General features: G+C 39.2%; 11 protein-coding genes and 1 CRISPR repeat array. Of the genes, 4 read left to right on the top strand and 7 right to left on the bottom strand.

The window, feature by feature from the left end; translation table 11 throughout:
• Positions 1-7 precede the first annotated feature (7 nt).
• Positions 8-850: a methyltransferase domain-containing protein gene (locus tag VB713_RS21745; RefSeq protein ID WP_323313587.1), complete on the bottom strand. Its 843-nt coding sequence runs from the start codon at positions 848-850 to the stop codon at positions 8-10.
• Positions 851-975: 125 nt separating this feature from the next.
• Between VB713_RS21745 and VB713_RS21740 the strand changes: the two genes are divergently transcribed.
• Together VB713_RS21740 and VB713_RS21735 are read left to right on the top strand one after the other, a co-directional pair.
• Positions 976-2310, top strand: a complete 1335-nt coding sequence (locus VB713_RS21740) for a TrkH family potassium uptake protein (RefSeq protein WP_323313586.1) — start codon at positions 976-978, stop codon at positions 2308-2310.
• 64 nt (positions 2311-2374) lie between these two features.
• Positions 2375-3070, top strand: a complete 696-nt coding sequence (locus VB713_RS21735) for a TrkA family potassium uptake protein (protein WP_323313585.1) — start codon at positions 2375-2377, stop codon at positions 3068-3070.
• A gap of 23 nt (positions 3071-3093) precedes the next feature.
• Here the strand turns inward: VB713_RS21735 and VB713_RS21730 are convergent, their stop codons facing one another.
• From VB713_RS21730 to VB713_RS21720, 3 genes are all read right to left on the bottom strand, one after another.
• A complete protein-coding gene (locus tag VB713_RS21730; protein ID WP_323313584.1) occupies positions 3094-4197 on the bottom strand; it encodes a tetratricopeptide repeat protein in 1104 nt (367 codons plus the stop codon).
• A gap of 89 nt (positions 4198-4286) precedes the next feature.
• Positions 4287-5423, bottom strand: a complete 1137-nt coding sequence (queA, locus tag VB713_RS21725) for a tRNA preQ1(34) S-adenosylmethionine ribosyltransferase-isomerase QueA (RefSeq protein ID WP_323313583.1) — start codon at positions 5421-5423, stop codon at positions 4287-4289.
• 375 nt (positions 5424-5798) lie between these two features.
• Positions 5799-6767 carry a hypothetical protein gene (locus VB713_RS21720; RefSeq protein WP_323313582.1) on the bottom strand — a complete coding sequence of 323 codons (969 nt, stop codon included), beginning with the start codon at positions 6765-6767 and terminating at the stop codon, positions 5799-5801.
• A 283-nt stretch (positions 6768-7050) separates the two neighbouring features.
• Here VB713_RS21720 and VB713_RS21715 point away from each other — a divergent pair, with 283 nt between their 5' ends.
• Positions 7051-7440, top strand: coding sequence for a hypothetical protein (locus tag VB713_RS21715; RefSeq protein WP_323313619.1), 390 nt, complete (start codon positions 7051-7053; stop codon positions 7438-7440).
• A 27-nt stretch (positions 7441-7467) separates the two neighbouring features.
• Here VB713_RS21715 and VB713_RS21710 read toward each other — a convergent pair whose 3' ends face one another.
• A complete protein-coding gene (locus VB713_RS21710) occupies positions 7468-7971 on the bottom strand; it encodes a YraN family protein (protein ID WP_323313581.1) in 504 nt (167 codons plus the stop codon).
• A gap of 15 nt (positions 7972-7986) precedes the next feature.
• Here VB713_RS21710 and VB713_RS21705 point away from each other — a divergent pair, with 15 nt between their 5' ends.
• Positions 7987-8490 carry a pentapeptide repeat-containing protein gene (locus tag VB713_RS21705; protein ID WP_323313580.1) on the top strand — a complete coding sequence of 168 codons (504 nt, stop codon included), beginning with the start codon at positions 7987-7989 and terminating at the stop codon, positions 8488-8490.
• A gap of 187 nt (positions 8491-8677) precedes the next feature.
• Here the strand turns inward: VB713_RS21705 and hpnH are convergent, their stop codons facing one another.
• Together hpnH and hpnA are read right to left on the bottom strand one after the other, a co-directional pair.
• Complete coding sequence (gene hpnH, locus VB713_RS21700; protein ID WP_323313579.1) at positions 8678-9697, bottom strand: adenosyl-hopene transferase HpnH; 1020 nt, start codon at positions 9695-9697, stop codon at positions 8678-8680.
• A gap of 124 nt (positions 9698-9821) precedes the next feature.
• A complete protein-coding gene (gene hpnA, locus VB713_RS21695) occupies positions 9822-10805 on the bottom strand; it encodes a hopanoid-associated sugar epimerase (protein ID WP_323313578.1) in 984 nt (327 codons plus the stop codon).
• A gap of 270 nt (positions 10806-11075) precedes the next feature.
• Positions 11076-13015: direct repeats of the CRISPR family, unit length 37 nt; unit sequence GTTTCAATCCCTAATAGGGAGTAATGGAAATTGCAAT.
• Positions 13016-13536 lie beyond the last annotated feature (521 nt).

The following is a 13536-nucleotide window of genomic DNA, read 5'->3' as shown; positions in this document are numbered from 1 at the left end:
CCTACTATCATTTATGACCGCATAATAAGCCAAACCGAATTAACCCCCGTTCATAACCCCGACGCATTAGACCCAAGGAAAGCGCCCCTTGAATTGTACTCCAACCAGAAATTAGTAACCCAAATACTGCTTGGGGAGTGAATGCTGAATCAATTACCATGTTCCAAAATGGGGCGACAGCGGTTGACCAATCGGCGGTGCGGATGTTGTTTAATGGTAGTTGACGTGCGATCGCTTCATACTCTGGCAACGAAATCACGTAAGGTAAACAATAAACCCGATAAATATCATCTAAATGCTTCTGTTCATCTGCATTTAGTGGTTTTCTATCAATTGGTCGATGACACCAAGTCACCATAATCAAAGTACCACCAGGCTTTAACACCCGATAGCACTCTTGCAAAAACTTAGTCTTATTTGGCATATGTTCACCACTTTCTAGCGACCACACCAAATCAAAAGAATCATCAGCAAAAGGCATTTCTTGAGCATTGGCCACAAGGAACTGACTTCTCTGGCTCAAATTAGCCTCCCTCGCTCTAGCCGTCGCTCTAGCCGCTTGTACAGGACTCAGTGTAATCCCTGTTGACTTAGCATTAAACTTGTTAGCTAAGTATAAAGAACTGCCACCAATACCACAGCCCACATCCAGAATATTTTCCGCACCCTTAACCCCTGACCATTTCAGCAGTTCTTCGATTAAATCAATTTGGGCTAAACGGCGGTCTTTCCTCTGGTTCCCGTCGGGACCATAGTAACCATGATGCATATGTTCTCCCCAAATTTGTTCCCACAAACCAGAGGAAGCATCGTAAAATTGTTGAATTTGCTGATAAAGTGTTGTACTCATGAGTCACCAGAGAAGACAAAGCCGAATTTCAAAAAACATATTGTTAGGCTACCATCTGTGTATTTAATTAGATAAGGCGATTTTGCTTACGACTTTGCTTCCAGAAGAAAATTGTAAATTACTTTATGACTGTTGCTCGCACAATCTGCTTGGGATTTATGGCTGTCATCCTGCTAGGAACTATCCTGTTAATGATGCCTTTCTCAACTAGCAATGGTATGTGGAATGACCCAATTGTAGCACTTTTTACCTCAACTTCCGCAGTTTGTGTAACTGGTTTAGCTGTAGTTGATACTGGTACTGATTTTTCCTTTTGGGGTCAATTGTTTATTCTCATGTTGGCTCAAATTGGTGGGTTGGGGTATATGACAACTACGACCTTTTTGATTTTGTTAATTGGACGTAGATTTGACTTGCGGCAAAAAGTAGCAATTCAACAAGCTTTAGATCGCCCTGGAATGAGTGGTAGTTCACAAATTATCCGTTCAATTATTGCGACAACACTAGTTTTTGAAATTACTGGTATATTCTTATTGATGGCAGTTTTTGTTCCCGAATATGGCTGGTATAAAGGAGTTTGGTTAGCGGTATTTCATAGCATCAATGCTTGGAATAATGCAGGTTTTAGTTTATTTAAAGACAGTTTAATGGGCTATCAAAGTTCTGGATTAGTAGTTTTTACAATCACAGGCTTAATTATTTTTGGAGGAATTGGTTATCAGGTAATTTTAGATATATATCTTTGGTTACGTGATAGAATTTTGAAAAAACCCAATGCTATAATATTTTCTCTTGATTTTAAAGTAGCAACCAGTACAACTTTAATACTTTTAGTATTGGGAACAATAGCTTTTTTATCTATAGAAATTAGAAATCCTCGAACATTTGGTAATTTAAGTTTTACTAGCCAATTATTATCGGCTTGGTTTCAATCAGTTACTCCTAGAACTGCTGGATTTAACACCATTGATATTGGGCAAATGACGGATGCTGGTTTATTTATTACCATTGCAATGATGTTTATTGGTGCAAGTCCTGGAGGCACGGGAGGAGGTATAAAAACAACAACGCTAAGAGTTCTGACTAGTTGTACAAAATCTATCCTTCAAGGAAAAGAGGAAGTTTTATTGTATGATCGGAAGATAGCCATATCACTGATTTTAAAAGCTGTCGGCGTAGTTTTTGGTTCTCTAGCTACTGTGATTGGGGCAACAATTTTAATTAGTCTCACAGATCCTAAATTAGAGTTTATTAAAATCTTGTTTGAGGTGGTATCAGCGTTTGGTACAGTTGGTTTGTCTACAGGTATCACGGGTGGTATTTCCACAGCAGCAAAACTAATTTTAATTGTCACAATGTATATTGGTAGAGTTGGTGTTTTATTATTGATGTCAGCTTTATTAGGAGATCCTCGTCCGAGCAGAGTTCACTATCCTGAAGAGAATTTACTCGTAGGATAGTCTGGAAAGATGAAGAAATGGGGGAAATTACCAATTATTAATTACCAATTACCGATTACCAATCATGAATCTTTCATCATTAAAGTTTTTTCGCAGTTTACGCCAAGATAACCACCAATTTGCTGTAATTGGATTAGGTCGCTTTGGCCGTTCTGTTTGTTCTACACTGCATAATTTAGGTTATCAAGTTTTGGCTACAGATGTTGATGAAAAGCTAGTTTCAGAAGCATTAACTGATGAAATTGTTAGCCATGCTGTGCAACTAGATTCAACTGAACCTGCGGCACTTAAAGAAGCTGGTATTTTTGAATTTGATACAGTAATTGTAGCAATTGGTAACTATATTCAAGAGAGTATTATCACCACTCTTAATGTCAAAGAAGCTGGTGTGCCTCATGTAGTTGCCAAAGCTTCTAGTGAAGTTCACCGCAAGTTATTAAAACGAGTGGGAGCAGATCATGTTGTTTTTCCAGAGTTTGAAGCTGGTTGTGCTTTAGCTAGAACACTCACTAAACCATCAATTCTAGACCGATTTGACCTCGACCCAGATCATAGTATTGTTGAGTTGATTGTCCCTGATGAATTTCATGGTAAAACTGTTGCTGAAATCCAACTTCGTAATCGTTATGGTTTGAATTTGTTGGCAGTGAGTCAGGATGGTAAATTTAAGATTAATCCTGACCCTACTAAGCGTTTAGAACGCGGTACAGCAATGGTAGTTATTGGCTGTAACAAGGATATTAATCGCTTGCCAATATAAATACCTTGTTTCTCTCATTTCTTCTAGGGTGTTTTTGGCTGTTGTTCTACATTGTTAGGCATATCAGTAGAGTTGACGGGCATTATTTCTTCAGGTGCGGGTAATATTACATCGTTGTTAGGAGTGGGGGTTGTGGTTTGTGTGGTTTGTGGTTTTTTAGGTGTTAAATACTCAGTAATTTTCTGTGTCATTTCGTCAATTTTTGCGGTTTGCTCAGTATTTCCTTGTTCGCTATACTCTTGACGAGAGCGTTTAAATGCTTGATTAGCTGTCTTGAGATCGCCTTGATTATATAAAGTTACTCCTAAGTTGTAGTAAGCTAAGGCATTTTTGGAATTTTGGCGAATGGCTTTTTGATAAATGGCAATAGCCTCTAAGGGTTGATTTTGAATCACGAAGAGACTGCCTAAATTGTTGTAAGCTACGGTATTTTCAGGATTTAGCATTAAGGTTTGGCGATAGGCTGCGATCGCATTTTCTACTTGTCCTTCTTGTTGGAGTGCGATCGCTAAATTAAAATAAGCATTGGCATTGCTACCATCTAAATTAATCGCTTGTTGATAAGCCGCAATTGCTTCTTCTCGTTGTTCTTGTTCATACAAAACAACTCCCAAATTATACTGTGCTGCCGCCATTGTCGGACTAACTACCAAGGCTTGACGGTAAGCACTAATTGCTGCTTCTTTTTGTCCCTGTTTTTGCAGAGCTAACCCCAAATTGTAATAAGCTTCGCCAAAATTGGGATTAAGTTTAACCGCTTCCCCATATTCTTGTACAGCTAAATCTAGGCGATTTTGCTCCATCAAGATATTACCTAGATAATTTCGTGCTAACCCAATATTAATATCTCGCTGTAAAGCTTGTCTAAAGGCAGATTCAGCACTTTTAAAGTCTTTGCGGTGATAGCGGGTAACTCCCAATTGATACAAAATAGCCGCGTCCAAATCCTGAGAAACCACATTCTGCGCCAACAGCTTACTTTCTGGGAAATCAATAATTGTCGGTAAACCCAACACCAAAAATGCCGAAGCAGCAAACAAAAGTCCTAATCGCTGTGCAGAACTTTTATAAAAATTGGCTGGAAATGAACTGTGTACGCACTTTGTAGGTAGATTTTTTTTAGCCATAACTTGTAACCGTATATTTGTAATTAAAATCTTGACACAATCAGAGTACCCATAACTACATCAAAAATCCACAATTTAATTCGTAATTATTACTCAATACTCGGTACTCGGTACTCAATACTCGTTACTCCTTCTGGCAAAATAAGCATGGCATCCCCAAAGGAATAAAAACGATATTGAGATGCGATCGCTTGTTGGTAAATTTTCAATAACCTTTTTCTCCCAATCAAGGCGCTGACCAGCATCAGCAAACTAGAACGAGGCAGGTGAAAATTAGTAATTAAACCTTCTACAACCCGCCATTGAAAGCCAGGATAGATAAACAAATTTACCTTGCCGACATAAGGCTGTAAATCGCCAAATTGAGCCGCACCTTCTAAAGCACGGACTACCGTAGTTCCCACCGCTATAATCCGCCCCCCAGCGGCTTGAGTAGCCCGGATTTGCTCAACTGTAGCAGCGCTGACTTCAATCCATTCTTCATGCATTTGGTGAGTAGTTACATCATCGACTTCCACAGGGCGAAAAGTCCCCACACCAACGTGTAGAGTGACAAAAGCTTGATTAATAGAGCGATCGCGCAAATTTTGTAAAAGTTCTGGTGTAAAGTGTAATCCAGCCGTTGGTGCTGCGATCGCTCCTTGTGCTTGAGCATACACCGTTTGATACTGTTCATCTGTGGAATTAGAAGCAGTGATATAAGGCGGTAAAGGAATTTCGCCAAACTTCTCCAACACCTGCACCAAGGATTGATTTTCCGGTACATCAAACTGCAACAACCGTCCTCCAGTTGCTTCATCCCTGTCTATGACTGTAGCTACCAGTTCAGTCCCTAGAGTTTTATCCCCATCAAAAATAATCTGAGTTCCTAACTTGAAATGTTTTCCCGGTTTCACCAAAGCTAACCAACAATTATCCTCTCTTTCCTCTAACAGCAATACTTCCACTTCCGCACCCGTAGACTTGTGGCCATACAACCTGGCGGGAATAACTTTAGTGTTATTCATAACTAATAAGTCACCAGGTTTCAGTATATTCAACAAATCCCTGAAAATGTGGTTAAGTGCTGGTTTTTCTTTCCCTGTATCAGGACTATCTATCACCAATAAACGAGAACTATCTCTAGGAACAGCCGGGTTTTGGGCAATTAATTCCGGGGGAAGCTCGTAATCATAACCAGACAATGAACGGTCTAAATCTACACCTTGTATCTCTAAGTCAGACATTTCCTTAAAAGCTCAGTTAAAACCCACGTGTATTGGTTGGAAATCGTTAATTTCCCATGTTTTCTCTTATAAAATAAGGGTTTAGCAATGCTAAACCCCTACCAGATTTAATCACATTTTTTATATATAATTCTTCCTTATCAAGGATAAACTAACTAATCTCAAATCCATTGTCAACCCCCTCATGCTCTTTTTTTGCTGTTGTTTGGGAGTAAGTTAAAAATAAATTAATACCGTTGATGATTAAATAAATTAACAATATTTTCAAATATTTTTCAGGCTAATAAAACTGATATATTGTTGAAAACCCAGACTTTATAATAGCTATCAGATCCCCGACTTCTTTAAGAAGTTAGGGATCTCGGAAAAGTATTTTTAAGCAAATCTAGCTAATAATTCCTCACGGGATAATTGTAGAAGCAAAGGAGTAAATTCTTCTCTATTCATAGCAATGAGAGGATTGATAATTGTTGCTAACTGTGAATCAACTGCCCCAAAACGCACTTGCAAGATACTTTCAATCATAGCGCGTCGTTCTCTTTCTATCCCTTCACGTTGTCCTTCTTGAAGTCCTTCTTGTCGTCCTTCTTGTCGTCCTTCTTGTCGTCCTTCTTGAAGTCCTTGTTTTTTAAGTTCTTCTAATTGTTGTTGATACATTTCCGATAATTTCATAATTAACTCCTGATCATCTTTATCAATATTTTGTTCTTGACGTTGACGAGCCGATAACACAGCAATTAGGTTATGTACTAATTGTATAATATCCGCAAGGAACGGACTATTATTTGCTAGTGCTTCTAATTCTTCTACTGCTTGTCTTTGTACTTTCCCTTTTCCTAAAACCCTCAAAAACAGTGTTTCGGGTGTACTGGGTAGCTGATGAATCGCCACAATTACGGTTTTAAATAATTTTGGTACAAAATAGATGCCTTTACCCCAGTTTGTTTCATCCAGAGTACCATTACAACTCTCTAGTATTTCTACTGATGCTGTAGGCGTAAAAATCCATAGTTGGGGTAATTCAGATTCATTGATTCGCGTATCATTGCGTTTTGCTTGCCGTTCTAAGTCTGCATGAACGTCAAATAATTTACCCATACAACTACGAATTTCACTTTTGCTGACAGGGTTACGGAATGGTTCAAATATGGCATAATTTGCCGCCATTTTCCCCAGTAATCCCAGTGTTTCTAGACTTTGTTTTGGTTGGGGGGAAGGTATAAACAATATATCAACTTGTCTAACTTCTGCGGTGATATCTTTACTGGTTTCTACTTGTCCGTAAGGTGTTAATAGTTCTGTTAGATATTGTTTTGCAAATTGATCATGTATAAAGCGAGTCATTTATGCTGATTTTGGACTAATACAGAAATATTAATTTAACATTTTTTGGATCATCGATCGCTGTTTGTTCGATACTAAGCAATCGGACAAAATTAATTACACACATTGTCTTCCCTGTTCCCTATTCCCTGGTCATAACGACAATTTTTAACGCCACGTAACTGACAACTGACAAAATTGGGTAAATCTCCCCATATAAAAACGGGTGCTTTTACCCTACCAGGAACTGTACTTTATTCACGAAAATAAAGAAGTAGGATTGGATTTGCTCCCAAACACCATCATGGAATATTTATACTATCTGGCAAATGCCAGCCTGACACTTAGAATAGTTCAACATCTGCACAACAGACCCCAAACCCCTGTTTCCTTCATCAGCGTAATTCATCAAATTGATGGTTGGGTAGTGAGAATCAAACTCAGAGATCCAGTTTCAGCCCAGGAAGATGGAGATTTACGGGCTTTCTTCAATGAACTAGGAATTAGTTATGAACCACCTATGAGAGTGCAAATGGCACTTTGGAGCTTGGAAGCAGGACAGTATCCTGTGGATGTAATGCGCCGCTACCAAGTAGCAATTGTATCTCATGGTAGCTCGGAAAAAGAAGAAATCGAAGCATTCCGTCAACAATTTGTCCGAGGTTTGGGCTATTGTCCAGAAACATTGGCTTAACAGTGAGTAAACCTGTTCTATTTTTAATTACAAATTGACACTATCAAAAGCTGCGGCAATATACTCTTGCAGCGTTAACTGATACCCAGCAATTGATAAACTCGCTGGGGATTCTGGGGTAACTATAGCCCCAACAAGCTTTTTTGATAACCGTTGACAATAAACAAGAGCTACATCAAAGCGACAATAACAATCAGCCTTTTCAGGATACTGAGATAAAAATATTTGTGCCGTGCTACAGAGTTTTGCTTGCTTTTGTGGGGTGATGGCGGTTCTGCCCCCTGCATCCCAATTGCCTGCACTGCGGGTTTTTACCTCGACAAAGGCTAGTGTTATCTCCTGTTGATTGCCATTTCTCTGGGCTGCTGTTACTTTTTGATCGTGATACTGGGCAATAATATCAATTTCTCCCCAGCGAGAAGAAAAGCGACGGTGCAGAATTTCCCAACCTGTAGATTGTAACCATTGGGCTACTAGGTCTTCTCCTAAGTCACCGATATCTAGATAATTAGATGGTGGATGTTTAGGCATTAAATTAAAAATATCATGAATACTAAGTATCGGATTTTATCACTCATACTCAGTTTATCCCTTTGGGCAATCATTCCCATTACAGCATTAATAGGTTTAGCACCAACGGCTTTAGGACTCGAATACAACAAAGAAATCTTGATTGCAGCTGATTTTTCAGGACGTGATTTAACAGACTCTAGTTTTACTAAAGCTAATCTGCGTCAGAGTAATTTCAGTCATGCGAACTTGCGTGGTGTGAGCTTCTTTGCAGCCAATCTAGAATCGGCCAACTTGGAGGGGGCTGATTTAACTAATGCTACCTTGGATTCGGCTCGTCTGATTAGAGCCAATTTAACCAATGCAGTTTTAGAAGGAGCATTTGCAGCTAGTGCCAAATTCGATGGTGCTATTATTGATGGAGCAGATTTCACTGATGCACTGCTGCGAGGGGATGAGCAAAAAAAATTGTGCAAGCTGGCTAAAGGTACTAATCCTGTGACTGGTAGAGATACACGGGAAACTTTATTTTGTCCCTAGAACTTTTTGATTTTGTCGCTAAATCAAAGGAGTAATAATTATTCTTTGAATCCTGCTAATCCTGATTCAGACATTTTTATCATCAGAATCAGGATTAACTAGATGTGAGGATAAACAAGATTCAGTGTGAGTAAATTACTTCTTAATCCTATACATCCTGTAAATCCTGATTCTGACAGTTTTCAAATTACCCTCTACCAAACACAGTCCCTAAAGAACGGGCTATATTTTGTGGTTGCATAGCATCCATTGCTGCGGTTGGTTCGTAACCACAATGAACCATACAATCAGCACATTTAGGATTACCACTAGCGCGTCCATATTGACTCCAATCAGTCTCATCTAATAACTGTTTGAAGCTTGTATAGTATCCTTCATTCAAGAGATAGCAAGGTTTTTGCCAACCCAAAACACTATAACTAGGACTACCCCAAGGAGTACATTCATAGTCTTTCTCACCAATGAGAAAATCTAAAAATAGAGGGTTGTGATTAAAGTTCCAGTTCTTCTTTCCAGATGTGTAAGGTGTGAGAATTTCTCGGAATAAAGCACGGGTTTGTTCTCTTTGCAGAAAATGATCCTGATCTGGGGCCCATTCATAACCGTAACCAGGAGAAATCATCATTCCATCAGTACCAAGAGTTTCTAGAAAGTCGAAAAACTCCTGCATTTCTTGGACATCACAACCTTCAAAAATAGTCGTGTTGGTAGTGACACGAAAACCTTTAGCTTTGGCGGCGCGAATCGCTTGGACAGCAGTATCAAAAACGCCTTTTCTGTCTACACATTTATCATGCCATTCTCGCATTCCATCGAGGTGAACGCTAAAACTCAGATAAGGAGAAGGTTGAAATTTATGGAGACTCTTTTCTAATAACAAACCATTGGTACACAAGTAAACATATTTCTTGCGTTCAACTAAACCTTTAACAATTTCATCAATTTGGGGATGTAATAGGGGTTCTCCTCCAGGAATAGAAACTACAGGTGCGCCACATTCTTCTACTGCTGCAAAACACTGTTCTGGAGTCAGGTTTTGTTTGAGTATTTCTGTAGGATGTTGGATTTTTCCACAACCTGTACAAGCCAAGTTGCATCTAAATAGAGGTTCTAACATCAATACGAGAGGGAAGCGTTTTCGTCCTAATAGACGTTGCGTTACTAGATACTTACCAATATCAATTGCTTGTTGTAGATTAATCGCCATTTAACTATTCTCCTCTCTTGATAACACCACTTACTCAAAGACCTAACCCCCAACCCCCTTCCATCTTAGGGAAGGGGGCTTATTTCCCCTTTCCTTGTAGGAGAGGGGTTAGGGGAGAGGTTTTTCATTTGACATAACCATTAGATACAAACCAATCAACAGCGTCCTTGAGTGCTACACTCACAGGGGACTGAGGTAGAGCAAGTTCGCGGACGGCCTTGGAAGCATCATAATACATTGGTTGCTGTGCCATGCGGACACCATCTATGGGAACTGTGGGGGTTTTCCCTAAAGGTGCGAGAATTTTTTCTTCTATCCAAGCCACAGTTAGAGGTAACAAAGCTGGAACTGATATTTGCGGTGCTTTTAATCCTGTGATGTCGGAGAGTATTTCTAGCAGTTGTTTGAGGCTGAGATTTTGATGTCCTAAGATATAGCGATCGCCTCCTTTACCTTTTTCTAAAGCCAGCAAGTGTCCTCTAGCCACGTCTCGCACGTCAATGAAGTTCAAACCTGTATCCACATAAGCCGGCATTTGTCGCCGTAAAAACCGCAGGATTATATCTCCTGTGGGTGTCGGTTTAATATCCATAGTTCCAATGGGACTACTAGGATTAACCACGACTATATCTTGACCTTGTTTTGCAGCGTCCATTGCTACTTGTTCCGCTAGGAACTTGGACTTTTTGTAGTCTCCCACCAATTTCTCTACAGGACTCTGATGGGTTTCATCAACAACTTGACCCGATTTTCCCACTCCAATAGCCGCGACGGAACTGGTGTAAACAGTGCGTTCAATCCCCGCTTTTTGGGCTGCTGCTAAGAGATTGCGCGTTCCTTCCACATTATGACGATAGAGCAAATCGCGGTCTTTTTGCCATAGGGAATAATGGGCAGCAACATGAAACAGGTAGTTACAATCCTGCATCTGTTTCCAGATATGCGGATCATTTAAATCACTTTTAACAAAATCTACCTCTAAACCGTGTAAATTACCTAAATTACTATGCGATCGCACCAAGGCTGTAACTTTGTATCCTGACTCTAAGAGCGATCGCACCACATGAGAACCAACAAATCCTGTACCACCAGTCACAAAAGCCCGCATTCAATCACCTTTCATTCCTCAATATTTCATTATTATCTGAATCAGGATTTACAGGATTAAAGGATTTACAGGATTTATACTAAAACCGGGTGGCAACTTTACTTTTAAAATCGCTAAGAGTATTGATATACAAAGATTTTTCCCAGACAAAAGTCTAGTAATTATCCGTTTTGAGTATATCAAAAAACTGGGTTATCTTCCCTGATTAATAATTTTGGTTTATGAAAAATCAATTCCCGCTCTTCCTGAGAGCGAATGACGCAATGTATCGTTTCAATCCCTAATAGGGAGTAATGGAAATTGCAATATTTCAGTTTCTCCCTTAGCCAGATTAATGTCAGCAGGTGTTTCAATCCCTAATAGGGAGTAATGGAAATTGCAATCTTTAGCTACAGCTAATTCAGCTATTAGTAAAGCCGTTTCAATCCCTAATAGGGAGTAATGGAAATTGCAATACCTTTTATAAGATTCACTGCATCTTGAGGTGAAGGAGGGTTTCAATCCCTAATAGGGAGTAATGGAAATTGCAATCATCATTTACCCACTTTCCAGGCATTTGCCCATTTAAAATGTTTCAATCCCTAATAGGGAGTAATGGAAATTGCAATTCGGAACACAGAAACGAACCGATGCTAACCAAACAAAAGTTTCAATCCCTAATAGGGAGTAATGGAAATTGCAATAAAATACCAATCGCACTGCTTTTACTCTTTTTAACGTTTCAATCCCTAATAGGGAGTAATGGAAATTGCAATTATAAACAAACGCCACGGGGCAAAAACCGTACCATGTTTCAATCCCTAATAGGGAGTAATGGAAATTGCAATATCACCATGGATGATTACTTTATCCGTGCCTTGCAATAGTTTCAATCCCTAATAGGGAGTAATGGAAATTGCAATTTCCCTGATTGCTGCCAGAGAGTCCGACAAGCTAAGTGTTTCAATCCCTAATAGGGAGTAATGGAAATTGCAATTCATCAGGATGTAACTGAAATAGTAGTACTTGCAGTTTCAATCCCTAATAGGGAGTAATGGAAATTGCAATCTCTGGATGATTATCATCGCGGCGGCATAAGTTTGCCCCGCGTTTCAATCCCTAATAGGGAGTAATGGAAATTGCAATTTCGCTTAGATTCTTATCGCTTCATGACTTCTCCCTGGTTTCAATCCCTAATAGGGAGTAATGGAAATTGCAATTACACTTAATAAATTAAAAGAAGAGTTAAATCATGTTTCAATCCCTAATAGGGAGTAATGGAAATTGCAATAAATGTCTGAAATTCAAGAGGGTCTTCTGACGTTTCAATCCCTAATAGGGAGTAATGGAAATTGCAATTTTATCTTTAGCTAAAACGTTAGAAGGTTGGGATAAGTTTCAATCCCTAATAGGGAGTAATGGAAATTGCAATTTCCTGAATGCAGCTATTCTTCCTGATTTAACTGTTTCAATCCCTAATAGGGAGTAATGGAAATTGCAATCTGGAACTTGTGCAGATAGGCTGGCTAAGTTTAGTTTCAATCCCTAATAGGGAGTAATGGAAATTGCAATGCTCAACTTGAAGCACAATTAAATGGTACTGTAGGGCAGGCGTTTCAATCCCTAATAGGGAGTAATGGAAATTGCAATCAGAAGGTTGAATGGCTCAAGCAGGTAAAGGATGAGGTTTCAATCCCTAATAGGGAGTAATGGAAATTGCAATCTGAAAAATTGGATTCTGATGGATACGCAATTAATGTTTCAATCCCTAATAGGGAGTAATGGAAATTGCAATATTTTGTTTTTCGTAGCCATTGTGTGACGTGGCAAGTTTCAATCCCTAATAGGGAGTAATGGAAATTGCAATTCCTCAATTAAAGCCAAAATCTCTTCAATTTGGGGTTTCAATCCCTAATAGGGAGTAATGGAAATTGCAATTAAAAGCTTTTCAGTTTTTAAAGTAGCATCATATTTTGTAAGTTTCAATCCCTAATAGGGAGTAATGGAAATTGCAATTAAATATATACTCATATTTATAATAAAATTCTTTAGTTTCAATCCCTAATAGGGAGTAATGGAAATTGCAATGATACCTCCCAATAAGCAGAGGGAAGATTAGAGGTTTCAATCCCTAATAGGGAGTAATGGAAATTGCAATTAATTCTTTATCCTTTTTTTTCTTAATAGGAAAATAGTTTCAATCCCTAATAGGGAGTAATGGAAATTGCAATAGCGGGAGGCTGAAAGCCTATATATATGTAGTTTTCAAGGTTCAATTGCGCGGACGATATCATCATAGTCCATTTCAGGAATCGTGTCAAGAGCAAAAATCGCTGAAACCCTTACACAGTAAGGTGCGCGAGGGTGTAGGCAGAAGAAAACCAGCAAAGCCTTGCCTAGAAATGATTTCAGGCATTTTCTGAGAAACTGGATTTTTCACACCCACCCCCTCGCGCATTAAGCGAAGAAAATACTGGTTTACCACCCAAGTTGCTAGTTATCTAGTTGAGTCTGGTAATGGGTAATTGGTGATAAAACTCCATCCAGACTTCATCCTTAAATCCTGGAAATCCTGTATCTCTTACGGGAGAGTAAGCCATATCTGACAGTTTGCCTAATTAGCAACTTACGTGATTACAAATTAAGAGAACTCCACAAAAAAGATGTACTGCTTGCAGCAGCGCTAGTTCCCTCCGAGACGCTCCGCGTAGCAAGATCCCGTAGGGTACGCTATCCCAGTTCACCAAATCAA

This window comes from Anabaena cylindrica UHCC 0172 (genome assembly GCF_034931625.1).
In the GTDB taxonomy this organism is placed as follows: Bacteria; Cyanobacteriota; Cyanobacteriia; order Cyanobacteriales; family Nostocaceae; genus Anabaena; species Anabaena cylindrica_A.
The sequence above is the reverse complement of the archived record's forward strand: the minus strand, read 5'-3'. Positions and strand labels throughout refer to the sequence as shown.

What these genes read in the sequence shown, in the direction of transcription:
- VB713_RS21745 (WP_323313587.1), bottom strand. Translation starts at nt 850, where the DNA reads ATGAGTACAACACTTTATCAGCAAATTCAACAATTTTACGATGCTTCC.
- VB713_RS21740 (WP_323313586.1), top strand. Translation starts at nt 976, where the DNA reads ATGACTGTTGCTCGCACAATCTGCTTGGGATTTATGGCTGTCATCCTG.
- VB713_RS21735 (WP_323313585.1), top strand. Translation starts at nt 2,375, where the DNA reads ATGAATCTTTCATCATTAAAGTTTTTTCGCAGTTTACGCCAAGATAAC.
- VB713_RS21730 (WP_323313584.1), bottom strand. Translation starts at nt 4,197, where the DNA reads ATGGCTAAAAAAAATCTACCTACAAAGTGCGTACACAGTTCATTTCCA.
- queA (WP_323313583.1), bottom strand. Translation starts at nt 5,423, where the DNA reads ATGTCTGACTTAGAGATACAAGGTGTAGATTTAGACCGTTCATTGTCT.
- VB713_RS21720 (WP_323313582.1), bottom strand. Translation starts at nt 6,767, where the DNA reads ATGACTCGCTTTATACATGATCAATTTGCAAAACAATATCTAACAGAA.
- VB713_RS21715 (WP_323313619.1), top strand. Translation starts at nt 7,051, where the DNA reads ATGGAATATTTATACTATCTGGCAAATGCCAGCCTGACACTTAGAATA.
- VB713_RS21710 (WP_323313581.1), bottom strand. Translation starts at nt 7,971, where the DNA reads ATGCCTAAACATCCACCATCTAATTATCTAGATATCGGTGACTTAGGA.
- VB713_RS21705 (WP_323313580.1), top strand. Translation starts at nt 7,987, where the DNA reads ATGAATACTAAGTATCGGATTTTATCACTCATACTCAGTTTATCCCTT.
- hpnH (WP_323313579.1), bottom strand. Translation starts at nt 9,697, where the DNA reads ATGGCGATTAATCTACAACAAGCAATTGATATTGGTAAGTATCTAGTA.
- hpnA (WP_323313578.1), bottom strand. Translation starts at nt 10,805, where the DNA reads ATGCGGGCTTTTGTGACTGGTGGTACAGGATTTGTTGGTTCTCATGTG.